Genomic DNA, 22,142 nt, shown 5'->3' with positions numbered 1-22,142 from the left:
GCTGCCCGTCAGCCCTCGATCGTGCGATGGTCCGTGGACTCGATCGCCGGTCCCGCGACCGGCTTGTGGTCGAATCGGCGCGGCTCGTCGGCGCGCCGCGGCGGCCGGTCGTTCGCGACGAGGACGGCGATCCACGGCAGCGGAATCGACGCACCGATGATCAGCAGGCTGATCCACCCGTTGCCCCACGCGCTGTACGCGATCGCAGCGAGCACCAGTGCGGGGATCCGGATCCCCATCATGATCGTGTACTTGCGGATACGGGCCCGCTGCTGCTCGTCGAACGACTGTGCCGCATCGGTGATCAGAATCGGGTTCCGCGAGCTCTCGTCGCCCTGGTCCTGCGGGGGGATGGCTGAACTCGAAGACATGACTCCAGCGTCCCACTCGCAGAGCCCAGATGCACCACCGGGGGCTCGCCGGACTCCCAGGGATGCGTCATCATGGACGAGTGAGCACTGTGACCAAGGAACGTCCCGACACCACGACCGACGAGTCCACCGACGACGACGTCCCCAAGTACTTCCACTACGTCAAGAAGAACAAGATCGCCGAGAGCGCGGTCATGGGCACCCACGTCGTCGCTCTGTGCGGCGAGGTGTTCCCGGTGACCAAGTCGCCGAAGCCCGGATCCCCGGTGTGCCCCGACTGCAAGAAGATCTACGACGGGCTCCGGCCGGGCGAATGAGTCGGCTCGCTGACGGGCGAGTGAGTCGGCTCGCTGACGGGCGAGTGAGTCGCCTCGCTGACGGGCGAGTGAGTCGCCTCGCCGACGGGCGATCGAGTCGGCTCGCCGACGGGCGAGTGAGTCGCCTCGCTCGCGAGCAGGTGGGGTGGCTCGGGTAGGTCGCACATGTCCGGATGTTCGGGGTCGGCCGCCTCGTGCCTGCCCCGATCAGGGTTCACGATGCGGATGGGTGCCGTGGCCAGCCGCCGGGTCAGGCTCGGGACCGAGCCGTCGGCGGCCGGGGTCGAGGCCGCCTGTGACGCGAGCCACTCCCGCATCTGCTCGATCCGGGTGGCCCGAGCCGGCCAGAACTCCTGGATCGTCGCGTTGAACTGGGCGCCCAGCACCACCGCGAACCCCAGGAAGAACGTGAACAGCAGGAACGCGATCGGAGCCGCCAACGCCCCGTATGTGTAGCCGGTACCGGTCACCCACGTCAGATAGTGGCGCAGCACCGTGCTCGCCGCCATGAAGAACACCCCCGCGAGCAGCGAACCGCCGAGCAGGCGATGCCACGGCAGCGACTTCGGCAGCGCCACCTTGTACAGCGTGGTCAGGCCGGCGATCAGCAGCAGTCCGACCGCCGGATAGTAGAACGCGTCGACCATGCGGGAACCGACGTCGTACCACGACGCGGGCATCACCCGGCCGATCATCGTCGGCCCGAGCGCCACCAGCGGCAACACGAACACCGCCACGATGAGGAACATCACGTAGAGCAGCAGCGCGAAGATCCGCTGCCACACCGGATGGCGGGCGTCCTTCTGCCCGTGCGCCTCGACGATCGAGTCGACGAACGTCGAGATCGCCGACGAGCCCGCCCACAACGACAGCAGGAAGCCTGCGGAGATGATCTCGGGGCGCCCCCGACCGAGCACATCCGACACCGTCGGCGAGATCAGCTGGTCGACGACGTTCTCACTGAACGCGGACCGGCTGAAGGTGATGATCTTCGACTCGATGATCCGCACCGTGTCGGGGCCGAACAAACCGCCGACGTAGCCGATACTCCCGAGCAGACCCAGCAGCAGTGGTGGCAGCGACAGCGTCTGCCAGAACGCGGCCGTCGCGGCCTTCCCGAAGATCGAGTCCCCCCAAGCCTTGACCGCGGTGCGGCGGATCACCAGCCAGGCCTTCCACAGCGGGTGCCGGTCCGGGATGTGGTCCGCGTGGTGGGTGGGCAGATCCGACGGCGCCCCCGGGACCTCGCCCGGGTGCTGGGGGCCGATCGGTTCGCTCATGATGCTTCCAGCATCCCTGACGAGCGGGTGCTGGTCCGCACCGGTGGCGTCCGTGTCGCGAAGGCAACACCGGTCGCCCACCCGTCGGTGTTGCCTTCGCGACACCTCCGGTCGCACGGGCCATCGGATGCAGAGAACGTCGGCGGGGGGCGTTAGGCTCGTCCGGCAGTCTTCACGGTCGAGATCGACCCCCACAGTCGAGAAGGAGCGGACGCGACAGTGCTCACGGGTAACACCGAATCACCAGCCCCCGCACCCGTCGCCAACCTCCGAGCCTGGCAGCGGCGTGCGCTGACGAAGTACCTGGCAACGAAGCCGAGGGACTTCCTCGCGGTGGCGACCCCAGGCGCAGGCAAGACCACCTTCGCGCTGCGGGTCGCCGCGGAACTGCTCGGGGACCGGACCGTCGACGAGATCACCGTCGTCGCGCCGACCGAACACCTCAAGCACCAGTGGGCCGAGTCCGCCGCCCGGATGGGCATCGCGCTGGACTCCAACTTCTCCAACTCGACCGGTCAGACCTCCGCCGACTACCACGGCGTCGTCGTCACCTACGCACAGGTGGCGTCGCATCCGACGAAGCACCGGGTGCGTACCGAGAACCGCCGCACCCTGGTCATCCTCGACGAGATCCACCACGGCGGTGACGCCAAGAGCTGGGGTGACGCGATCCGCGAGGCGTACGAACCGGCGACCCGCCGGCTGGCGCTGACCGGTACCCCGTTCCGCAGTGACGACTCCGCGATCCCGTTCGTCCAGTACGAGCCGGACAACGAGGGACTGATGCGGTCCAAGGCCGATCATGCCTACGGATACTCCGACGCCCTCGCCGACGGCGTCGTGCGTCCCGTGGTGTTCCTCGCGTACTCCGGTGAAGCGCGTTGGCGCAACAACGCCGGTGAGGAATTCGCCGCGCGCCTCGGCGAGCCGCTGTCCGCCGAACAGACCGCGCGGGCCTGGCGGACCGCCCTCGATCCGAACGGTGACTGGATCCCCGCGGTCCTCGCCGCCGCGAACACCCGGCTCCAGCAGTTGCGGTCCGATGGCATGCACGACGCCGGCGGCCTCGTCATCGCCACCGATCAGACCGTCGCGCGCGCCTACGCGAAAATCCTGGAATCGCTCACCGGGCGGGCGCCGACCGTCGTGCTCTCCGACGACCCCACCGCCTCGAAGCGGATCGCCGAGTTCAGCAGCAACACCGAGCCGTGGATGGTTGCGGTCCGGATGGTGTCCGAGGGCGTCGACGTGCCCCGCCTCGCGGTCGGGGTGTACGCGACCAGCGCGTCGACCCCGCTGTTCTTCGCGCAGGCGATCGGCCGCTTCGTGCGGTCCCGCAAGAAGGGGGAGACGGCCAGCGTCTTCGTGCCGTCCGTGCCCGTCCTGCTCGACCTGGCCAGCCAGCTCGAGGTCCAGCGCGACCACATCCTCGGCAAGCCGCACCGCGAGAAGGACGGCCTCGACGACGAACTGATCGCCGACGCGAACAAGCAGAAGGACGAGCTCGGCGAGGAGGAGAAGGCGTTCACGTCCCTCGGCGCCGACGCCGAACTCGACCAGGTGATCTACGACGGCTCCTCGTTCGGCACCGCGACCTTCGCCGGCAGCGACGAGGAAGCCGACTACCTGGGACTGCCGGGTCTCCTCGACGCCGACCAGATGCGGGCGCTGCTGCGGGAACGGCAGGCGGGCCAGCTCGACAAGTCGAAGGCATCCGCACCGGCGGCGCCGGTCCCTCCGCCCGTCGTAGCCGACCGCGCAGGGTCGGCCGCCAAGCTCGCCGAGCTGCGCAAGGAACTCAACGGGCTGGTCGCGATGACCCACCACCGGACCGGCAAGCCGCACGGCTGGATCCACGGCGAACTGCGCCGGGTGTGCGGGGGACCTCCGACCGCCATCGCGACCGTCGATCAGCTCACCGAACGGATCGCCACGCTGCGACGCTGGTGACCGCACCGCGGTCGTGGCGGTCGTGACCGCGCCGCACCGCGGCGGTGGTGACCCGCCGCTGCACCGACCGCCGGACACGAGGAAGGGCCCGCACCACATGGTGCGGGCCCTTCCGGTCGAATGGGGGTCTGAGGTCAGGCCGCCCGGTTCTGACGGCCTAGATCGCTGCCTCGTCGATGGCGCCGGAGACGATGGTGGCGTTCATCGCGCGGAGTCGATCCTCGTGCTCGTTGGCGTGATGCTGGCAGAAGAGGAGTTCTCCACCAGTGGCGAGCACCGCGCGGACGCGAGCTCCGGCACCACACCGGTCGCACCGGTCGGCTGCGGTCAACGGGGGGCTGGTCAGTGTTCCGGGCATGACTCCTCCGTACTGGCTCCCGGTGCGACCCGGGACCCCTGGGGGCTGGTCCGCCGCGTCGGGTGACGCGGTGGCATCACTCTGTCAGACGTTTGGCGTTCGGACGATGTTCCCGACGGTGTTTCTTTGTGGTTTCACTAACAGAAAACACGGCCGGACCGGTGATGCAGGTCACCGAACGGGCGCGGGATAGGGTCTGTCCGTGACGGACCCGACCCTCGTACACATGTGCACCGCAGCCGAGTGGGAGCAATCCCGGACCGCCGGTGTGCGTGTCCCGGACTCGTTCGCCGAGGACGGGTTCGTGCACCTGTCGACGCTGCAGCAGGTGCACCTGCCCGCGAACCGTCTGTTCGCCGGGCGCGACGATCTGGTCCTGCTGTACCTCGACGCGACCGGGCTCGGCGCCGAGGTTCGCTGGGAACCCGGGGTGCCGACCGATCCGGCGTCGATGCGGTTCCCTCACCTGTACGGCCCGCTCCCCGCTGCCGCGGTCATCGCGGTCGCGCCGTACCGGCCGGGCCCGGACGGCACGTTCGGAACACCCCCGAATCCATGACCTGCGACCGGAAACTCGTTCCAGCGCTACCGTTGAGACATGAACGTGGAAGTGACCCCACTGCCCGGGATCGGGATCCGCAAGGACTTCGAACTCTCCACCGGGCGACGCGTCGGGGTGGTGACGCTGCGCGACGGCGGGACCGACCTGATCGTCTCGAAGAAGGACGATCCCGACGCCTGCCAGGCCTCGGTGCGGTTGACCGACGACGAGGCGGCCGTGCTGGCGAATCTGCTCGGGGCGCCGCAGCTGGTGTCGCAGCTGCGGGAGGAGCACCGGGACCTGCCCGGCATCACCACCCGGCAACTCCCGATCACCGAGGAGTCACCGTTCGACGGCCGCACGCTGGGGGAGACCGCGATGCGGAGCCGGACCGGGGTGTCGGTGGTGGCCGTGATGCGGGCCGGCCAGGCGTACCCGTCGCCGAATCCGGATTTCAATCTGACCGAGGGCGACCTGCTTGTCGCAGTCGGCACTTCCGACGGCCTGGACGCCGCCACCAAGATCCTGCACCACGGGTGAGCCGTGGATAGCACCGCGCTCGCGCTCGTCGAGCTGGGTGCGGTCTTCTTCGTCCTCGGTGTGCTCGGTCGCCTCGCCGGCCGTGTCGGCATGTCGCCGGTTCCGCTGTACCTCGTCGGAGGTCTGTGCTTCGGGCAGGGCGGATTCATCACGCTCGGCGACATCAGCGGCTTCGGCCACCTGGCGAGCGAGATCGGCGTCGTTCTGCTGCTGCTGCTGCTCGGACTCGAGTACTCCGCGTCGGAACTGATGACCGGGCTGCGCAAGTCGTGGATGGCCGGCGTCCTCGACCTGGTCCTCAACGCGGCTCCCGGTGTGGCCGTCGCGCTGCTGCTCGGCTGGGGTCCGGTCGGCGCGCTCGTGATGGCCGGTGTCACCTACATCTCGTCGTCCGGCATCGTGGCCAAGGTACTCAGCGACCTCGGTCGGCTCGGCAACCGCGAAACCCCGGTGGTGCTCTCGATCCTGGTGTTCGAGGATCTGACGATGGCGGTCTACCTGCCGATCCTCACCGCGATCCTGGCCGGGGTCGGTCTCGTCGGGGGAGTGAAGGCACTGGTCGTCGCCCTGCTGATGCTGGCGCTCGTACTGACGGTCGCGCTGCGTTACGGCCACGTGGTGTCCGCGATCGTGGACGCCAAGGACCGCGAGGTGTTCCTGCTCAAACTGCTCGGTGCGGCGCTGCTCGTGGCGGGGTTCGCGTCCTCGCTGCAGGTGTCGGCCGCGGTCGGGGCGTTCCTGCTCGGCATCGCGATCTCGGGGGCGACCGCCCGCAACGCGGCCCAGGTCCTCGAGCCGTTGCGGGACCTGTTCGCGGCGATGTTCTTCGTGGTGTTCGGTCTCAACACCGACCCCGCGACCGTCCCGCCGGTGCTCGGCTGGGCGGCGGCGCTGGCGGTGGTCACCACGGTGACGAAGATCGCGACCGGGGCGTGGGCCGCCCGCAGGCAGGGTGTCGCCCTGATGGGTCAGTCCCGCGCCGGGGCCGCGCTGGTCGCCCGCGGCGAGTTCTCGATCGTCATCGCCGGTCTCGCGGTCTCCGCGGGTGCCGTCGAGGGGGAGATCGCGGCGCTCGCGACCGCGTACGTCCTCCTGATGGCTGTGCTCGGACCGGTCGCCGCCCGGATCGTCGAACCGGTCACCCGGTTGCTCGTGCCCCGGCTACGCGAACGGCCGTCGGCTCAGGAGCCGACGGCCGTTCCGGACGAGACGGGCGAGATCTGACGATCTAGTCGAGGTAGTCGCGCAGCACCTGCGAGCGCGACGGGTGGCGCAGCTTCGACATGGTCTTCGACTCGATCTGGCGGATCCGCTCGCGGGTGACGCCGTAGACCTGGCCGATCTCGTCGAGGGTGCGGGGCTGGCCGTCGGTCAGGCCGAACCGCAGCCGCACGACGCCGGCCTCGCGCTCGGACAGCGTGTCGAGGACCGACTGCAGCTGATCCTGCAGCAGCGTGAACGACACCGCGTCGACCGCGACGACGGCCTCGGAGTCCTCGATGAAGTCGCCGAGCTGGCTGTCGCCCTCGTCGCCGATGGTCTGGTCCAGGGAGATCGGCTCGCGCGCGTACTGCTGGATCTCCAGCACCTTCTCCGGCGTGATGTCCATCTCCTTCGCGAGCTCCTCGGGAGTGGGCTCGCGGCCCAGGTCCTGGAGCAGCTCACGCTGGATACGGCCGAGCTTGTTGATCACCTCGACCATGTGCACGGGGATGCGGATGGTGCGGGCCTGGTCGGCCATCGCGCGGGTGATCGCCTGCCGGATCCACCAGGTGGCGTACGTGGAGAACTTGTAGCCCTTGGTGTAGTCGAACTTCTCGACCGCGCGGATCAGGCCCAGGTTGCCCTCCTGGATCAGGTCCAGGAACGCCATGCCGCGGCCGGTGTAGCGCTTGGCCAGCGACACGACGAGGCGCAGGTTGGCCTCGAGCAGGTGGTTCTTCGCCCGGTTGCCGTCGCGGCAGATCCAGTTCATGTCGCGGCGTTGCGCGGCGGGGAGCTTCTCGCCCTTCTCGGCGTGCTCCTGCATCAGCTGGGTCGCGTACAGGCCGGCCTCGATGCGCTTGGCGAGCTCGACCTCCTCCTCGGCGTTGAGGAGCGCGACCTTGCCGATCTGCTTGAGGTACGCGCGCACCGAGTCGGCGGAGGCGGTGAGCTCGGCGTCCTTGCGGGCCTGCCGCAGCGCCTCGGACTCCTCCTCGTCCCAGACGAAGTCGCCGGACGCCTTGTCCTTCTCGGACGGCTCCTCGGTCGCCTCGTCCTCCTCGACGGTGACCTCCTCGACGACCTCGTCGGTCAGGTCGCCCTCGGGCACGTCGAGATCGCCGATGTCGCCGTCGTCGAGACCCTCGTCCATCGCATCGGGGTCGCCGGCCTTGGCGGTCGCCTTCTTGGCGCCCGCCTTCTTCGCGGCCGCCTTCTTGGCAGGGGCCTTCTTCGCGGCCGCCTTCTTGGCAGGGGCCTTCTTCGCGGCCGCCTTCTTCGCAGGGGCCTTCTTCGCCGCCGCCTTCTTCGCGGGAGCGGTACCGGTGACCTCCGCTTCGGTCGCGGAGTCGGAGGTCGGACTGGTTTCGGTGGCGGCCACGTACGCCCTTTCGTGACGGAGTCGTGCGGCGTCACGCCAGAGTGGATTTCCGGCGGAGAGGTCAGTTGATTTCGGCCGGCTTGGACGTCGGCCTCACCATTGTAACTATCGTCGCGGGGAGCTACGTTCCGATGCTGGTCACAGCGGCGAGAGCGGCCCCCGCGATACCCGCCGTGTTCTGCAGCGACGCCGCGACGACCGGTGTTCTGTTGGTCAGGTGGGGGATCCACTTCTCGGCCTTGCGGCTGATTCCGCCGCCCGCGATGAACAGGTCCGGCCACAGCAGGTCCTCGTAGCGGGTGAGCACCCGGGAGACCTCCTTCGCCCACTCCTTGTAGGACAGGTCCTTGGTCTCCTTGGCCGCGGACGAGGCCCGGTGCTCGGCCTCCTTGCCGTCCACCTCCATGTGCCCGAACTCGGTGTTCGGCAGCAGCACGCCGTGGTTGAGAATCGCCGAGCCGATGCCGGTGCCGAAAGTGAGCAGCACGACGACGCCGTCCACGTCCTTGCCCGCGCCGTACCGGTCCTCGGCGACCCCGGCCGCGTCGGCGTCGTTGAGCACGGTGACGGCGCGGCCACCGAGCGCTCCGGAGAACAGGGCGTTGGCGTCGGTCCCGATCCACGTCCCGTCGATGTTGGCGGCGGTGCGCGCGACGCCCGCCGTGACGACGGCGGGCAGTGTGATCCCGACCGGTCCGTCCCATCCGGCCTGCCGCACGATGTCGGCGACGGTCGCGGCGACGGCGGTGGGCGTGGCCGGCTGCGGGGTGAGGATCTTGATCCGGTCACCGATCAACTGGCCGGTGTCCAGGTCCACCACACCGCCCTTGACGCCGCTGCCCCCGACGTCGATGCCGAAACCCCGATTCGCCTGCTGCGTCGTCATGCCGGTCACGATAGTGGTTGTGGGTGCTGCGTGACGGGAACCGGTGAGGCACCATGGGGCGTGCCGCTTTTCGCCGATCATCCCGCAGTCCGTGCCCACCTCGACGCCGTTGTCGCACAGGCCCCCGACGACCCGGCCGCGTTGCGCGCGGTGGCGGTTCGGGTCGCGGTCGAGGCGGCCGAGCACGTCGCGCGCCGCCGTCCGGAGGTCTTCGCAGCGGTCGGTGACGAGGCCGCCTCCGACGCCGTGACCACGAAGAGCACCCCCACCGATCCGGTGACCGTAGTGGACACCGAGACCGAGGACGTGATCCGGGCGCGGCTGGCCGAGATCCGTCCCGGTGACGCGGTGCTGGGGGAGGAGGGTGGGCGCGACGGCGGCCCGGCCGGAGTGCGCTGGGTCGTCGACCCCATCGACGGCACCGTCAACTTCCTGTACGGGATCCCTGCGTACGCGATCTCCGTGGCCGCCCAGATCGACGGCGTGTCCGTCGCGGGCGCGGTGGTCGACGTCGCGGCGGGTGCGGTCTACTCGGCCGCCCGTGGTCTGGGCGCGACGCTCCACGAGGCCGACGGCACGGCGCACCGACTGCGCTGCACCACAGTCACCGAGGTGTCGATGTCGTTGCTTGCGACCGGCTTCGGGTACGCGCAGGGCCGCCGTCGCCGGCAGGGCGAACTGGTCGCCGCGCTGCTGCCCCGCGTTCGCGACATCCGCCGGATCGGGTCTGCCGCGCTGGACCTGTGCATGGTTGCGGCGGGTCGGGTCGACGCACACTTCGAGCACGGTCTGAGCCCGTGGGACTGGGCCGCAGGCGCGCTCGTCGCGGAGGAGGCCGGTGCCGTGGTGCGGTTGCCGTCGGCGGAGTCCAGCGGCGACGAGGGTGCGATCGTGGTGGCCGCCGCCCCGGGGGTCGCGAGGGCGTTGGATGCGCTGTTCGCGGAGGTGGGGGCGCTCGACCCGATCCCGGTGTAGCGGCGGCCGCCGAGGACGGCACAGTCGGTGCGAAGCGGCCGCCGAGATCAGCAGTGCGCGGCGCGCGCGGCCTTGAGGAGGTCGATGTCCACCGCGCCGGCGCCGCCGGGGGCGGCGGTCTTCAGCGAGGAGAGGACCTCTTCGGCGTCGGTGTTCGGCTGGAGCTTGCGGAAGTACGTGCCCAGTGCGAGGTCGACGATGTCGTCGCTGCGGCCGTCCTGGATCAATTCCGCGCACGGCATGGCCAGCCACAGGGCGCTGGCGGCCGCGAGGCCGTTCGATCCGAACCGGATCTGACCCTGGCACTGCATGTTCTGGTCGACGTAGACCGGGTCGTTGCCGGACTGTACGTCGGGTGCGGAGGCGAAGCCGTAGTCGCTGAGCTGGGACGCCACGTCCGCGGCCTGGCCGCGCTCACCGTTCGCGTTGAAGACCCGGACGCGGGTGGAGGCGAGCGGGGCCGGCTCGACGTCGAGCAGCGTCGTCGCGGACACCGGCTCGCCCAGCGGCTGCGGTTCGGGCTCGTTCGGGTCGAGCGGACCGGACACGGACGGCGGGTTGCACACGACCGGGGCGGACAGCTCCTCCGGCTTGGTCAGGATCCGGAACCACACCACGGCGCCGAGGACGGCGAGGACCGCGATGAGGGCGATCACCGGCAGTGCCCGGCGGTACGGGTAGGGCTTGCCGTTGGGGCCCGTGGAGCTGCCCTCGGTGATCAGTGAAACCACGTTGCGTCCTGACCTCTCGCTGTTCGGGTGCTGCTGCGTGCGCACAGCGTAGTGAAGGGCGGTGCCGGGTTGCGACACCGGAGGTCAGGCGGCGTGGGCGTGGTCGGCTGCGACGGCCTGCGCCGCGCGCGGCGTGTCGCGGTGTGACGGATGTCCTCCCGGCCCGGAATGTCCAGGGCCGCGGAGGTGTTTGTGACGATTGCCGGACGATTTTCGGGCCACGGGGAAATGGACCGAGACATTTTCGCCGAGTTCGGCTATTGTCTGCCCGCCTGATCGTGACAGGACGATGGTCGCGGAGGTGTGCAAGTTTCGGAGAATGTGAGGCGAATCATATTTTCTGTTGCTAACTTCCGGGCACGAATTTTCGTTCTGCCGCGTTGTGCAGCGAGGCTGCGACAGGCGGCGCGCCCACCGGGGCGTGGGGACGGGGACAGATGACGAGAGAGGACGAGGGGAACACGAGATGGCAACCGACTACGACGCACCGAGGCGTTCGGAATCCGATGAGGTGTCGGAGGACTCGCTGGAGGAGTTGAAGGCGCGGCGAAACGAGGCCCAGTCCGCGGTCGTCGACGTCGACGAGTCGGATACGGCGGAATCCTTCGAACTGCCGGGCGCCGACCTGTCCGGCGAGGAGCTGTCGGTTCGTGTGGTGCCGAAGCAGGCGGACGAGTTCACGTGCTCGAGCTGCTTCCTGGTGCACCACAGGAGCCGGCTGGCCAGCGAGGCCAACGGCGTCATGATCTGCATGGACTGCGCCGCCTGACGGTGCAGTACTGCGGCCGCGCAACCCGCCCGCGACCGAGCCCGTGGAGGCTCGGCCGGCGGTGAGGTGCGGCGGTGTCGCGCACCGACCCCGCGCCCGGACGAACAAGCGCCCGATCCGACCTGGACATCCAGTTCGGACCGGGCGCTCGTCGTTCGGGTACGGCTACGACGCGGTGGTCTTCCAGCCCAGTGCCGCGGCCAGCTCGTGCGGGCGGCGGGTGCTGACCAGCCAGTACGGCGTCGGATCGTCCGGATCGTCGAGCAGGATCAGCAGCATCGGCTTGACCCAGGTGCGGTTCTGCACGAACGCGGCCGGATCGAGCTGGCGGCCGAGCGCGGCGGACTTCGCCGACGGCGGCACCACCGCCACCCGGGAGATCACGTCGACGGGCAGGTGGGCGCGCCCGATCTGCAGCTCGCCCGGACCGCCGTCGGCGCCGGGCGTGACCTCGACCCGCCATCTGCTCAGCCACAGCAGGCCCCACGCGGGGAAGGGGAGCAGCAGCACGTACGGCACCCAGGCGAGGATGCTCGGCGCTCCCATGTGCACCTCGGCCGCGAGCAGGCCGGCGACCGCCAGACCCGCAACCCACCACCACAGCGGGACCCAGAGCCGCTCGGAATAGATCGGTGGTGCGGTGGCGGCCGTGTTGTGGACGGACGTCGATTCGTGGTTCCCAGGTCGGGGGTTCGCAGACACACACTCAGAGTAGTCTCGGTGCACGTGAGCGATCTTCCTGCCGTCGAGCTGCTACGCCTCGACCCCGAGATACCACTGCCGCGACGTGCCCACGAGGGTGACGCCGGCGTCGACCTCTGCTCGACCGTCGACGTGACCCTCGAGCCCGGCGAGCGGGCCCTGGTGGGCACCGGCATCGCCGTGGCGCTGCCGCTGGGGACGGTGGGATTGATCCATCCCCGCTCCGGCCTGGCCGCGAAGTCGGGGCTGTCGGTGGTGAACACCCCCGGAACGGTGGACGCCGGATACCGCGGGGAGATCAAGGTCTGCCTGATCAATCACGACACCCGCACCCCGATCGACATCCGCCGAGGCGACCGGATCGCGCAGCTGCTGGTGCAGCGCGTCGAATTGGTGACGTTCGTGGAGGTCGACTCGCTCGACGACACGAGCCGGGGCGCGGGTGGACACGGTTCGAGCGGTGGGCATGCGCTGCTGCACGCGGCGGCGGGCCCGGCCGAGGAAGAGGCACGCTGATGTTCGGACGGAAGAAGAAGGACGCCGCGGCGGCCGACGAGTCGTACTCGGCGGATGTCCCGGTGGACGACACCGACCCCACGGCCGTCACCGACGAGTTCCCGGCGCTCGGCACCGAGGATCGCGGTCCCTATGACGTGAACGACCTGGACGTCGATCCGGCCGAGGGGCGCCTGGACCTGGGCTCGGTTCTCGTTCCGGTGCCCGACGGCGGCCAGATCCAGGTGGAGATGGCGCCCGACGGGTCACCGCAGGCGGTGCACCTGGTGACGCAGCACGGCCGGATCACCGTGGCCGCGTACGCCGCCCCGAAGTCTCCGGGGCAGTGGCGCGAGGTGACCGCCGACCTGGCCGACTCGCTGCGCACCGACAACGCGCAGGTGACGGTCCAGGGCGGACCATGGGGGCGCGAACTTCACGCGGTGACGCCCAACGCCGACCTGCGGTTCATCGGCATCGACGGGTACCGCTGGATGATCCGCTGTGTCGCGGCCGGGCCCGCCGGCTCCGCCGGTGCGGACGCACCCCTCGCGCAGATCGCGCGGGAGGTGCTGCGCGAGACCGTCGTCCGCCGCGGCGACGAACCGCACCCGGTGCGGACCCCGCTGCCGGTGATCCTGCCGCAGGTGCTGGCCGAGCAGTTGGTTGCCGCCCAGCAGCAGCAGGTCCTGGCGCAGCAGCAGGCCGCGGAGCAGCAGGCCGTGGCGCAGCAGCAGGCGGCCGAGGCCGCGGCGCTCGCCCAGCAGGAACGGGACGCGACGCCGCCGGAGCATCGACCCGGCGGTTCCGGCTCGGCGATGCAGCAGATGGACCGAAACTAGCTCCGCTGGCCGGCCGCCTCCAGGAGCGCGTTCAGGCAGTTCCGGCCGAGGACGGCGGGATCGGCGCCGACCTGGTCGAGGGTGACGGTGTGGAGGGCGGCGTCCGGGAGGATCCGCGTCCACAGTCGTGCGACCTCGATCGGGTGCACGGCGTCGTCGATCGCGGCGCAGATGCCGACGGGTACCGCGGTGTGCGCCATCTCGTCCTCGGTGAGGCCGTGGTACCCGGCGGCCTCGTCGAGTGCGAGTGGCAGGTGCGGCCACTGCGACCGCCAGGAGCGTTCCAGTTCCCCGCCCAGCCACGCGGGTGAGGTTTCGATCATCGCGCTGGTGACGGCCTCGAGTCCGTCGGCGCGGAGCCGGGTTGCGGTGAACGTGGCGCTCATCGCGGCGGGGGCATCGGTGGGGTCGCCGGTCCACGCGGGCAGTGCCGCGAGGACGCCCACCGCGCGGTCCGGGTGTCGCGTCGCCCACTCCAGCGCGACCGAGGCGCCGATCGAGATCCCCGCGGCGAGCACGCGGCCGTGTTCGGCGGCGGCGGCATTGAGCGCGTCGAGATAGCTGCCGACCACCCGGCGAGGGTCGGGATCGACGGCAACTACATGGACTCCGACCTGCGACAACGCGCCGGTGAAGGCGCGCGCGGCGAAGTCGGCATCGGACCCGGTTCCGGGTAGGGCCACCGCGACCGGTGGCAGCGTCAGCTGTGCCATACGTCGATAGTGCACGGCCGTCCGGGGACGGTCTGCAGGCGGTCTTGTTGACCGGTTCGGAAGTGGGTCTACAGTGGCGATCACACAGACCTACAAGCGGGGCGAGGGATCGCACCGTACCTGCTCGGAGGAGCGCGCAATGGCACTCGCGGCCAACGGATATTTCCGACGACTGTCCCGGCGGCTGACCGGAGATCTCGACGAACTCGACGCGGAGGAGATGGCGGAGTCCTCGCAGGCGTCGGGGGCCCAGCGGGCCAGTGACTGCCGGCACGGCGAGGAGGTGACGATGCAGGGCCGCTTGCGCAGTGTGGAGTCCTGTTCCAAGTCGTCGAGCGCCACCGTGCAGGCGGAATTGTTCGACGGCACCGATCCGGTGACGCTGGTGTGGATCGGCCGCCGCCGGATCGCCGGGATCGAGACCGGAAAGAAGCTGCTGGTCCGCGGCAGGCTCGGGGACCGCAACGGGCAGAAGGTCATTTACAACCCCTACTACGAACTGCTCGGCGACTCGTAGGAACTTCCGCAGGTGGAATGCTCCGGGTGACGGCCGGTGCCCACCTCGATCGCGATGTGGCACCCTCGTGTGGTGACCGACAGGCAGCAGCCCACCATCCTCGAACAGCTCGGCGGTATCAGCGGGCTCGTCTACTCGACGCTGCCGATCGTGGCGTTCGTCCCGGTGAACAGTTTCTTCGGCCTGACCGCGGCGATCTGGGCCGCGCTCGGGGTCGCGGCGGCGGTGCTGGTGTGGCGGCTGGTCGTGCGTGGCACCGTGCAACCGGCGATCTCGGGTTTCATCGGGGTCGGGATCTGCGCGTTCATCGCACACCGGACCGGTGACGCGAAGGGTTACTTCCTGTTCGGGATCTACACGTCGCTGCTGTACGCGGGCGCCTTCGTGGTGTCGATTCTCGTGCGGTGGCCGCTGGTCGGCGTGGTGTGGGGCTTCCTCAACGGGCACGGCAACAGCTGGCGTCGGTCGCGGGCGGCGATCCGCGCCTACGACATCGCCACCCTGGCGTGGGCGGTGGTCTTCGGGGCCCGGTACCTCGTGCAGTCGCAGCTCTACGACACCGATCACACCGGGTGGCTGGCGGTGACCCGGATCGGGATGGGCTGGCCGCTGACGGCGCTGGTTCTGCTGGTGACCGTCTGGGCGGTGCGCAGGGCGGACCAGTCGGTCGATGCGGAGGCGCTGGACGCGGACACGCTCGACGACGCCGCGGTCGACGACGGGGTGGTCGACGACGGGGCGGTGGACGCGAACCCGCAGGATTCGGACCGGGACACCCGCTCGTAGCTTCGGATCGACTTCGATGCGTTATGGAACTGCGGAGAAATTGTTATCTTCTGCGCGATTATTCATTCGAATGGATGAATTCCCGATATTCGTACGCCGTCGAAATGTCTTTGTCCGTTAGCGGACCGATTGCGCGGGAATCAGGCAAATCCGAAGTGCCGTAATTCCTGTGAAAGGCGAAGTATCTGTCCGCTTCGTCGGGATCAGCCCACGCCGGGTCGCTCGGCAGGGTGCCCGGTCTCGGGCCCCGGTCGCAGCGACAGCGTCACCACCGCGATTATCGCGCAGACCGCTGCCACCGCCGTGGTCACCCACAGCACGGCGTCCAGGCCGTCGACGAATGCGCCGTTCGCCGACCGCAACAGCTGTGGGAGGTCGAGTCGGCGGGCGATTTCGTCGGCGGCGGGCACACCCTGACGTGCCCGCTCGGCGAGCGGCTGAGGGAGCGCTCCGGTGTTCAGGTTCGCCCGGTAGACGGAGTTCAGAACGGTGCCGAGGACGGCGACCCCGATCGTCCCGCCGGCCTGGCGCAATGCCTGGATCAGCGCCGCTCCGGACCCGGCCCGCTCCTCGGACAGGGCACCGACGGCGGCGGCCATGATCACCGGCAGTGCCAGCCCGAGCCCGAGTCCCGCGACGGTGAACCAGGTGGCGACCAGGCCGTAGCCGGTGTCCGCCCCGGTGACGGTGCCGAGGGCGGCGCCACCGGCCAGGACCCCGAAGCCGAGTGCGGCGACCGCACCGGGGCCGAGGTGGTTGCCCAGGGCGTCGCCGATCCGGGCGCCCGCCGCGAGTCCGGCGATCAGCGGCAGGAGTTTGACCCCGGTGGTCAGGGCGTCGTTGCCCTGCACGGACTGCAGCAGTTGCGGCAGCGCGAAGAACAGACCGAACATCACCAGGCTCATCAGGGTCGAGAGCGTTGCACCCCAGGTGAATTCGCGAACGGTGAAGAGCGAGGGGTCGACGAGAGGATGGGCCGCGATGCGGAGCCGAACCGCGAATGCGGCCAGCAGTGCCGCCGCGACGGCCAGAGCGCAGAGGGTTACCGCATCGGACCAGCCGGAGGTGCCCGCCCGCGTCAATCCGTAGGTGAGGGCGAACAGTCCCGTGCTGGCCAGTCCGGCACCGGGCAGGTCGAACGGGATCTTCTGCTTGGACCGGGACTCCGGCACCAGGGCCGCGACCGCCACGACCCCGACACACACCAGCGGCAGGTTGATCAGGAACACCGACCCCCACCAGAAGTGCTGCAGCAGCCAGCCGCCGACCAACGGGCCGAGAGGGAGTCCGACGGCCGTCGCAGTGACCCAGACCGACAACGCCCGGGCCTGCTCGCGGCGGCCAGGGAAGAGCACCGGCAGTACCGCGAGCGACATCGGCATCATCACGGCCGCGGCCAGGCCGAGGAGCGACCGGGCGGCGATCAGCTGACCGGCGGTGCCGGCGAAGGCGCAGAGCAGTGACGCGACACCGAACAGTGTCATCGCGCCGACGAGCAGGCGTTTGCGGCCGACCCGGTCGCCGATCGCACCGGCAGGTAGCAGCGCCGCGGCCATCACGAGCGTGTAGGAGGACACGAACCACTGCAACTGTTCGGTGCTCGCGCCCAGGTCGACGGCGAGAGTGGGGAGCGCCACCACGAGAACGGTGGTGTCCAGGCCGATGGTGAGCATCGCAACGGCGAGCGCCGAGAGCGCCCACCAGCGACGGCGCGTGGAGACGGAGTTCTTCGATGTGACGACCATGACGGTCACCTCGAAACGAGAGCTGCAACCAGTCGACGGTAACCCCTGTGAAAATCCGTCGACAAGGGCCCGGCGTCCGGCCCGCTCAGCGGGTCAGGCCGACCGCCTCGCGCAGTTCGTCCTCCACCTCGACCGAGGCCACGAAAACCAGTTCGTCGCCGCCCTCGATCGGGTCGTCGGGCTGAGGCACGATCACCCGGCCGCCACGGATGATCGTGACCAGCGCGGCGTCGCGAGGCAGCTGCATCCGGCGCACGGGCTTGCCCGCCAGTGCGGTGTCGGGAGGCAGGGTGATCTCCACCAGGTTCGCCTGACCCTGCCGGAATGTCATCAGCCGCACCAGATCTCCGACCGAGACCGCCTCCTCGACCAGCGAGGCGAGCATCCGCGGCGTCGACACCGCGACGTCGACACCCCAGGACTCGTCGAACAGCCACTCGTTGCGGGGATCGTTCACCCGGGCCACGACGCGCTGGACCGCGAACTCGGTCTTGGCGAGCAGGCTGACCACGATGTTGGCCTTGTCGTCGCCGGTGGCGGCGATCACCACGTCGTACGACTCGAGTTTGGCGGCCTCGAGCAGCCCGAGTTCACAGGCGTCGGCATGCACCCAGTGCGCCTCCGGAATCGCCTCCGGGTCGACGTGCTCGAGTTTGCGCTCGAGCAGCATGACGTGGTGGTCCCCGCGGACCAGTTCGCGGGCGATCGAACGGCCGACGGCGCCGGCTCCGGCAATTGCGACTCTCATCGGGTACATCCGATCGGGTAGTGGTGAGCGGTCACGCTCGCGGGTACTCGGGACGGTGTCGGTGGTCTCACTCGTCCGCCGGCGGGGGAGTCGTCGCGAGGGCCACGGCCTCGGCGACGGTGCCGGACACGGCGGCGATGTACACCTGGTCGTCCGCCTGGATCACCGTCTTGAGGTTCGGCAGTACGCCGGTGCCGAAGCGGATGAGGAACGCGACGCGGGAACCGGTGAACTCCTCGAGTTCGGTGACCTTGTGCCCGACCCAGTCCTCGTGCAGGTCGAGCTCTGCGACCGCGACGGTGCCCGTCGGATCCCGCCACTTCGCGGTGTGCGACTCGAGTGTCAGGTGGTGCAGGAACCGGTCCGTCGTCCACGGCACCGTGGCCACCGTCGGGATGCCCAGCCGCTCGTACACCGCTGCGCGTTTGGCGTCGTAGATCCGTGCGACCACCCGGTTGACGCCGAAGGTCTCCCGGGCCACGCGCGCGGAGATGATGTTCGAGTTGTCGCCCGAGGACACCGCGGCGAATGCCTCGGCCCGCTCGATTCCCGCCTTGATCAGCACGTCGCGGTCGAAGCCCATGCCGACGACCCGCTGCCCGGTGAACTCCGGGTCGAGGCGCCGGAACGCCTCCGGGTCGCGGTCGATGATCGCGACCTCGTGGCCGATCCGGTTCAGCCCGGCCGCGAGGGCCGATCCGACCCGGCCGCACCCCATCACGACTACGTACACCGCTGGCCCCTCCGCTCCGGTCTCGACGGAGCTGTCTCTCGTGCCGTGCACACGGCACCGCTTCCTTGTGAACCCGAACGGTACCGCTCCTGATCGGCGGGTGCCCGCACGCGTGCCGAAATCGGCGGTGTTCGGTGCGGATGGCGCCGGATCGGTGCCGACGGCTTACGCTTTGGCGGTGTCAAAGCTCTCGACCGCTGCGAAGCGGCTGTTGGTGGGTAGACCGTTCCGGAGCGACAAGCTGGGGCACACCCTGCTGCCCAAGCGGATCGCGCTCCCGGTCTTCGCATCCGATGCGATGTCCTCGGTGGCCTATGCGCCGGAGGAGATCTTCCTGGTCCTGTCGGTGGCCGGCATCTCCGCATACGCGTTCACCCCGTGGATCGGGCTCGCGGTCTGCGTGGTGATGGCCGTCGTCGTCGCCAGCTACCGGCAGAACGTGCACGCGTACCCGTCCGGCGGCGGCGACTACGAGGTCGCGACCGTCAACCTCGGCCCGAACGCCGGCCTCACCGTCGGCAGCGCCCTGATGGTCGACTACGTGCTCACCGTCGCGGTGTCGATCTCGTCGGCGGCATCGAACATCGGATCGGCGGTCCCGTTCGTCGCGACGCACAAGGTGCTGTTCGCGGTCGCGGCGATCGTGCTGCTCACCGCGATGAACCTGCGCGGGATCCGGGAATCGGGGACCGCGTTCGCGATTCCGACCTACGCGTTCATCGTCGGCATGTTCGCGATGCTCGGCTGGGGGCTGTTCCGGATCTACGTGCTCGGCGACGACGTGCGTGCGGTGTCGTCCGGATTCGAACTGCAGGCGGAGGACTCTCATCTGTACGGGATCGCGTTCGCCTTCCTGATCGCCCGCGCGTTCTCCTCCGGATGCGCGGCGCTGACCGGTGTCGAGGCGATCTCCAACGGCGTGCCTGCGTTCCGGAAACCGAAGTCCCGCAACGCGGCGACCACGCTGCTGTTGCTCGGCACATTCGCCATCACGCTGCTGATGGGCATCATCATCCTCGCCCAGAAGATCGGCGTGGTGTACGCACACGACCCGGCCACCCAGCTCATCGGGGCGCCGGCGGACTACCAGCAGAAGACGCTGATCGCCCAGCTCGCCGAGGCGGTGTTCTCGGGCTTCCCGATCGGGTTCTACTTCATCGCGACCGTCACCGCCCTGATCCTGGTTCTGGCGGCGAACACCGCGTTCAACGGTTTCCCGGTGCTGGGTTCGATTCTCGCGCAGGACCGCTACCTGCCGCGTCAGCTGCACACGCGCGGCGACCGCCTCGCGTTCAGCAACGGCATCCTCTTCCTATCCGGTGCCGCGATCGCCTTCGTGGTGCTGTTCGGTGCCGAGGTCACCAAGCTGATCCAGCTCTACATCGTCGGCGTCTTCGTCTCGTTCGTGCTCAGCCAGACCGGCATGATCCGGCACTGGACCCGGCACCTGAGGGACGAGACCGATCCCGCACAGCGACGGCACATGCAGCGCTCGCGGGTGATCAACTCGATCGGCCTCGCGATGACCGGTGCGGTGCTGGTGATCGTGCTGCTCACCAAGTTCGCGGCCGGTGCCTGGATCGCGATCGTCGCGATGGTCGCGATCTTCGTGGTGATGAAGTCCATTCGGCGGCACTACGACAGCGTCGCCGCAGAGCTCGAGGAGCAGGAGTGGGATGGGGTGCTCCCCAGTCGTACCCACTCGATCGTGCTGGTCTCGAAGATGCACATGCCGACCATGCGGGCACTTGCGTACGCCCGCGCGACCCGCCCCGACACGCTGGAGGCGGTGACCGTCAACGTCGACGAACCGGACACTCGGGCATTGGTGCGGGAATGGGAGAAGAGCGACATCACGGTGCCGCTCAAGGTGATCGAGTCGCCGTACCGGGAGATCACCAAGCCGGTACTGGACTACGTCCGGCGGGTGCGGCGGGATTCGCCCCGCGACGTGGTGACCGTCTTCATTCCCGAGTACGTCGTCGGCCACTGGTGGGAGCAGATCCTGCACAACCAGAGTGCACTGCGGCTCAAGAGCAGGCTGCTGTTCCAGCCCGGTGTGATGGTGACCTCGGTGCCCTGGCAGCTGACCTCGTCCGAACGGGTCAAGCGTTACACCGTGCCGACCGGCCCCGGCGGGACCCGACGCGGATTCGACGCGCCCGAAGGAAACGTGAAGCAGTGAGCGAGAACTGGTACGGCCGGGAGCTCGAGGTCACGCTGGGCAATCCGGGTCATGGCGGGTTCTGCGTGGCCCGGTACGAGGGCCGCGTGGTGTTCGTCCGGCACGGGCTGCCGGGTGAGGTGGTGCGGGCCCGCGTCACCGAGGACCGCGGGGGTTCCTACTGCCGGGCCGACGCGGTGGAGATCATCTCGGCTTCGGCCGATCGTGTCGATCCGTTGTGCCCGATCTCCGGGCCCGGCGGCGCGGGCTGCTGTGATCTGTCCCACGCGACACTGTCCGCGCAGCGGGCGATGAAATCGTCGGTGGTCGCCGAGCAACTGCACCGTCTCGCCGGGATCGAGCGCGACGTCGAGGTCGAGGAGCTGCCGGGAACCGGGGCAGGCGCGGGTTGGCGCACCCGGCTGCGGCTCGCTGTCGACGCCGACGGCCGCGCCGGCTTCCACGGCTATCGCAGCTCGGACGTGATCACGAATCTCGCCTGCCCGCAACCAGTTTCGGGTGTCTACGACGGGTTGGCCGAGCGGTCGTGGCGTCCCGGTGGCGAACTGCAGGTCACCGTGGACGCGGCGGGGGACCGGCACGTGGTCGAGATCGAACCGGCCCAGGTGAGCCGCACCGGCCGTCGGAGCCCCGGCAGGCGCGGCGCGACCGCCCGCAGGGCGGCGACGGCCCGGCCGCGCCGCGAACACGTGGTACTCGGGAGCGGGCGCGCCGTGCAGCGTGTCGGTGACCGGGAGTGGGAGCTGTCGGCGACCGGATTCTGGCAGGCGCATCGCGGGGCGGCGCAGCGGTACTCGGAGGTGGTCGCCGAATGGTCGGGGCTCGGCGTGGGTGACACCGCCTGGGACCTGTACGGCGGGGTCGGTGTGTTCGCCGCCGCGCTCGCGGGGCAGGTGGGGGAGCGCGGCACGGTCGTCTCGGTGGAGTCGAGCCGCGGAGCCGTCGAGGACGGCAGGCGCGCGCTGTCGGATCTGCCGCAGGTCCGGCTGGAGTCGTCGCGGGTGGAGAAACTGGTCACCGCGCTCCCGGGCCCGGTGTCGACGGTCGTCCTCGACCCGCCGAGGTCCGGCGCGGGCCGTGCGGTGATCGAGGCCGTCGCGTCCGCCGGGCCGCGCACGGTCGTGCACATCGGCTGCGATCCCGCGGCCTTCGGCCGGGACGTCGGCCTCTATCTGGGGCAGGGGTACCGGCTCGCGCAGGTGCGGGCCTTCGACGCCTTCCCCCTCACCCATCACATGGAGTGCATCGCGCTGCTGCAGCGCTGAGGGTCCGCGCCGCGGCGCGCTCGCCTCGCGGGCCCGGACGTGTGGCCCCCGCCGGGAGGTGGGGTGTGAATCACACCCCGGAGACCCTGCCTCTACTTGCTTGCATAAT

The 22,142-nt window shown here is 69.7% G+C and carries 24 protein-coding genes; 13 read left to right on the top strand and 11 right to left on the bottom strand.

The genetic code is table 11. The features are described from left to right. Positions 1–8 precede the first annotated feature (8 nt). Positions 9–371: a DUF3099 domain-containing protein gene (locus tag ACWEPG_RS16900; protein WP_450114374.1), complete on the bottom strand. Its 363-nt coding sequence runs from the start codon at positions 369–371 to the stop codon at positions 9–11. Between the two features lie 80 nt (positions 372–451). Here ACWEPG_RS16900 and ACWEPG_RS16895 point away from each other — a divergent pair, with 80 nt between their 5' ends. Further along, positions 452–688 (top strand): DUF3039 domain-containing protein, encoded by a 237-nt coding sequence (locus ACWEPG_RS16895; protein WP_450114375.1) that lies wholly within the window; start codon positions 452–454, stop codon positions 686–688. Here the strand turns inward: ACWEPG_RS16895 and ACWEPG_RS16890 are convergent. Beyond that, positions 661–1,968, bottom strand: a complete 1,308-nt coding sequence (locus ACWEPG_RS16890) for a YhjD/YihY/BrkB family envelope integrity protein (RefSeq protein ID WP_452594834.1) — start codon at positions 1,966–1,968, stop codon at positions 661–663. The genes ACWEPG_RS16895 and ACWEPG_RS16890 overlap by 28 nt on opposite strands. Before the next feature lie 219 nt (positions 1,969–2,187). Between ACWEPG_RS16890 and ACWEPG_RS16885 the strand changes: the two genes are divergently transcribed. Then, a complete protein-coding gene (locus ACWEPG_RS16885; RefSeq protein ID WP_450134629.1) occupies positions 2,188–3,918 on the top strand; it encodes a DEAD/DEAH box helicase in 1,731 nt (576 codons plus the stop codon). A gap of 157 nt (positions 3,919–4,075) precedes the next feature. Here ACWEPG_RS16885 and ACWEPG_RS16880 read toward each other — a convergent pair whose 3' ends face one another. After that, the gene (locus ACWEPG_RS16880) at positions 4,076–4,276 is read right to left on the bottom strand and encodes a DUF7455 domain-containing protein (RefSeq protein ID WP_450115915.1); all 201 of its coding nucleotides are present in this window, start codon (positions 4,274–4,276) and stop codon (positions 4,076–4,078) included. A gap of 226 nt (positions 4,277–4,502) precedes the next feature. On the opposite strand from ACWEPG_RS16880, the gene ACWEPG_RS16875 reads away from it, so the two are divergent. The 3 genes from ACWEPG_RS16875 to ACWEPG_RS16865 are packed head-to-tail and all read left to right on the top strand — an operon-like array spanning position 4,503 to position 6,581. Further along, positions 4,503–4,835 (top strand): DUF952 domain-containing protein, encoded by a 333-nt coding sequence (locus ACWEPG_RS16875; RefSeq protein WP_452594917.1) that lies wholly within the window; start codon positions 4,503–4,505, stop codon positions 4,833–4,835. A 39-nt stretch (positions 4,836–4,874) separates the two neighbouring features. After that, on the top strand, positions 4,875–5,357 hold the full coding sequence (locus tag ACWEPG_RS16870; protein ID WP_450115916.1) for a cation:proton antiporter regulatory subunit: 483 nt from the start codon (positions 4,875–4,877) through the stop codon (positions 5,355–5,357). Between the two features lie 3 nt (positions 5,358–5,360). Next, the gene (locus tag ACWEPG_RS16865; protein ID WP_452594833.1) at positions 5,361–6,581 is read left to right on the top strand and encodes a cation:proton antiporter; all 1,221 of its coding nucleotides are present in this window, start codon (positions 5,361–5,363) and stop codon (positions 6,579–6,581) included. A 4-nt stretch (positions 6,582–6,585) separates the two neighbouring features. Here the strand turns inward: ACWEPG_RS16865 and ACWEPG_RS16860 are convergent, their stop codons facing one another. Next, on the bottom strand, positions 6,586–7,941 hold the full coding sequence (locus ACWEPG_RS16860; protein WP_452594832.1) for an RNA polymerase sigma factor: 1,356 nt from the start codon (positions 7,939–7,941) through the stop codon (positions 6,586–6,588). Between the two features lie 121 nt (positions 7,942–8,062). Further along, positions 8,063–8,827 carry a polyphosphate--glucose phosphotransferase gene (gene ppgK, locus ACWEPG_RS16855; protein WP_452594831.1) on the bottom strand — a complete coding sequence of 255 codons (765 nt, stop codon included), beginning with the start codon at positions 8,825–8,827 and terminating at the stop codon, positions 8,063–8,065. A 141-nt stretch (positions 8,828–8,968) separates the two neighbouring features. Here ppgK and ACWEPG_RS16850 point away from each other — a divergent pair, with 141 nt between their 5' ends. Then, positions 8,969–9,802 (top strand): inositol monophosphatase family protein, encoded by an 834-nt coding sequence (locus ACWEPG_RS16850; RefSeq protein ID WP_452594916.1) that lies wholly within the window; start codon positions 8,969–8,971, stop codon positions 9,800–9,802. 47 nt (positions 9,803–9,849) lie between these two features. On the opposite strand, the gene cei is transcribed toward ACWEPG_RS16850, so the two are convergent. Then, complete coding sequence (cei, locus tag ACWEPG_RS16845; RefSeq protein WP_450115920.1) at positions 9,850–10,533, bottom strand: envelope integrity protein Cei; 684 nt, start codon at positions 10,531–10,533, stop codon at positions 9,850–9,852. Between the two features lie 466 nt (positions 10,534–10,999). Between cei and ACWEPG_RS16840 the strand changes: the two genes are divergently transcribed. Further along, positions 11,000–11,302: a DUF4193 domain-containing protein gene (locus tag ACWEPG_RS16840; RefSeq protein WP_387469245.1), complete on the top strand. Its 303-nt coding sequence runs from the start codon at positions 11,000–11,002 to the stop codon at positions 11,300–11,302. A 165-nt stretch (positions 11,303–11,467) separates the two neighbouring features. On the opposite strand, the gene ACWEPG_RS16835 is transcribed toward ACWEPG_RS16840, so the two are convergent. Continuing rightward, on the bottom strand, positions 11,468–11,932 hold the full coding sequence (locus ACWEPG_RS16835) for a DUF3093 domain-containing protein (protein ID WP_452594915.1): 465 nt from the start codon (positions 11,930–11,932) through the stop codon (positions 11,468–11,470). A gap of 90 nt (positions 11,933–12,022) precedes the next feature. Between ACWEPG_RS16835 and dut the strand changes: the two genes are divergently transcribed. Together dut and ACWEPG_RS16825 are read left to right on the top strand one after the other, a co-directional pair. After that, positions 12,023–12,520 (top strand): dUTP diphosphatase, encoded by a 498-nt coding sequence (gene dut / locus ACWEPG_RS16830; protein WP_450115921.1) that lies wholly within the window; start codon positions 12,023–12,025, stop codon positions 12,518–12,520. Beyond that, on the top strand, positions 12,520–13,341 hold the full coding sequence (locus ACWEPG_RS16825; RefSeq protein ID WP_450115922.1) for a DUF3710 domain-containing protein: 822 nt from the start codon (positions 12,520–12,522) through the stop codon (positions 13,339–13,341). The genes dut and ACWEPG_RS16825 overlap by 1 nt, the downstream gene beginning before the upstream one ends. Here the strand turns inward: ACWEPG_RS16825 and ACWEPG_RS16820 are convergent. Continuing rightward, a complete protein-coding gene (locus ACWEPG_RS16820) occupies positions 13,338–14,054 on the bottom strand; it encodes an alpha/beta fold hydrolase (RefSeq protein ID WP_452594830.1) in 717 nt (238 codons plus the stop codon). The two genes, ACWEPG_RS16825 and ACWEPG_RS16820, sit on opposite strands and share 4 nt — an antisense overlap. Before the next feature lie 139 nt (positions 14,055–14,193). Here ACWEPG_RS16820 and ACWEPG_RS16815 point away from each other — a divergent pair, with 139 nt between their 5' ends. Both ACWEPG_RS16815 and ACWEPG_RS16810 read left to right on the top strand, forming a co-directional pair. After that, positions 14,194–14,571: an OB-fold nucleic acid binding domain-containing protein gene (locus tag ACWEPG_RS16815; RefSeq protein WP_450115924.1), complete on the top strand. Its 378-nt coding sequence runs from the start codon at positions 14,194–14,196 to the stop codon at positions 14,569–14,571. Between the two features lie 54 nt (positions 14,572–14,625). Continuing rightward, positions 14,626–15,357, top strand: coding sequence for a DUF3159 domain-containing protein (locus tag ACWEPG_RS16810; protein WP_452594914.1), 732 nt, complete (start codon positions 14,626–14,628; stop codon positions 15,355–15,357). Positions 15,358–15,560: 203 nt separating this feature from the next. Here the strand turns inward: ACWEPG_RS16810 and ACWEPG_RS16805 are convergent, their stop codons facing one another. From ACWEPG_RS16805 to ACWEPG_RS16795, 3 genes are all read right to left on the bottom strand, one after another. After that, entirely contained in the window at positions 15,561–17,102 is a 1,542-nt protein-coding gene (locus ACWEPG_RS16805) for an MFS transporter (RefSeq protein WP_452594829.1), read from the bottom strand. Positions 17,103–17,187: 85 nt separating this feature from the next. Then, complete coding sequence (locus ACWEPG_RS16800) at positions 17,188–17,850, bottom strand: potassium channel family protein (RefSeq protein ID WP_450115926.1); 663 nt, start codon at positions 17,848–17,850, stop codon at positions 17,188–17,190. 67 nt (positions 17,851–17,917) lie between these two features. Further along, positions 17,918–18,583 carry a potassium channel family protein gene (locus ACWEPG_RS16795; protein ID WP_450115927.1) on the bottom strand — a complete coding sequence of 222 codons (666 nt, stop codon included), beginning with the start codon at positions 18,581–18,583 and terminating at the stop codon, positions 17,918–17,920. A gap of 178 nt (positions 18,584–18,761) precedes the next feature. On the opposite strand from ACWEPG_RS16795, the gene ACWEPG_RS16790 reads away from it, so the two are divergent. Together ACWEPG_RS16790 and ACWEPG_RS16785 are read left to right on the top strand one after the other, a co-directional pair. Next, entirely contained in the window at positions 18,762–20,768 is a 2,007-nt protein-coding gene (locus ACWEPG_RS16790) for an APC family permease (protein WP_450115928.1), read from the top strand. Next, positions 20,765–22,033: a class I SAM-dependent RNA methyltransferase gene (locus ACWEPG_RS16785; RefSeq protein ID WP_452594828.1), complete on the top strand. Its 1,269-nt coding sequence runs from the start codon at positions 20,765–20,767 to the stop codon at positions 22,031–22,033. Before ACWEPG_RS16790 ends, ACWEPG_RS16785 begins: the two co-directional genes overlap by 4 nt. Positions 22,034–22,142 lie beyond the last annotated feature (109 nt).

It is taken from the genome of Rhodococcus sp. NPDC004095 (assembly GCF_053604015.1).
Note: the sequence above shows the minus strand (reverse complement) of the source record. Positions and strands in the feature narration are given on the sequence as shown.

Coding starts and splice junctions, on each gene's coding strand:
- ACWEPG_RS16900 (WP_450114374.1), bottom strand. CDS start 371: ATGTCTTCGAGTTCAGCCATCCCCCCGCAGGACCAGGGCGACGAGAGC.
- ACWEPG_RS16890 (WP_452594834.1), bottom strand. CDS start 1,968: ATGAGCGAACCGATCGGCCCCCAGCACCCGGGCGAGGTCCCGGGGGCG.
- ACWEPG_RS16880 (WP_450115915.1), bottom strand. CDS start 4,276: ATGCCCGGAACACTGACCAGCCCCCCGTTGACCGCAGCCGACCGGTGC.
- ACWEPG_RS16875 (WP_452594917.1), top strand. CDS start 4,503: ATGTGCACCGCAGCCGAGTGGGAGCAATCCCGGACCGCCGGTGTGCGT.
- ACWEPG_RS16870 (WP_450115916.1), top strand. CDS start 4,875: ATGAACGTGGAAGTGACCCCACTGCCCGGGATCGGGATCCGCAAGGAC.
- ppgK (WP_452594831.1), bottom strand. CDS start 8,827: ATGACGACGCAGCAGGCGAATCGGGGTTTCGGCATCGACGTCGGGGGC.
- ACWEPG_RS16840 (WP_387469245.1), top strand. CDS start 11,000: ATGGCAACCGACTACGACGCACCGAGGCGTTCGGAATCCGATGAGGTG.
- ACWEPG_RS16825 (WP_450115922.1), top strand. CDS start 12,520: ATGTTCGGACGGAAGAAGAAGGACGCCGCGGCGGCCGACGAGTCGTAC.
- ACWEPG_RS16820 (WP_452594830.1), bottom strand. CDS start 14,054: ATGGCACAGCTGACGCTGCCACCGGTCGCGGTGGCCCTACCCGGAACC.
- ACWEPG_RS16815 (WP_450115924.1), top strand. CDS start 14,194: ATGGCACTCGCGGCCAACGGATATTTCCGACGACTGTCCCGGCGGCTG.
- ACWEPG_RS16810 (WP_452594914.1), top strand. CDS start 14,626: ATGTGGCACCCTCGTGTGGTGACCGACAGGCAGCAGCCCACCATCCTC.
- ACWEPG_RS16805 (WP_452594829.1), bottom strand. CDS start 17,102: ATGGTCGTCACATCGAAGAACTCCGTCTCCACGCGCCGTCGCTGGTGG.
- ACWEPG_RS16800 (WP_450115926.1), bottom strand. CDS start 17,850: ATGAGAGTCGCAATTGCCGGAGCCGGCGCCGTCGGCCGTTCGATCGCC.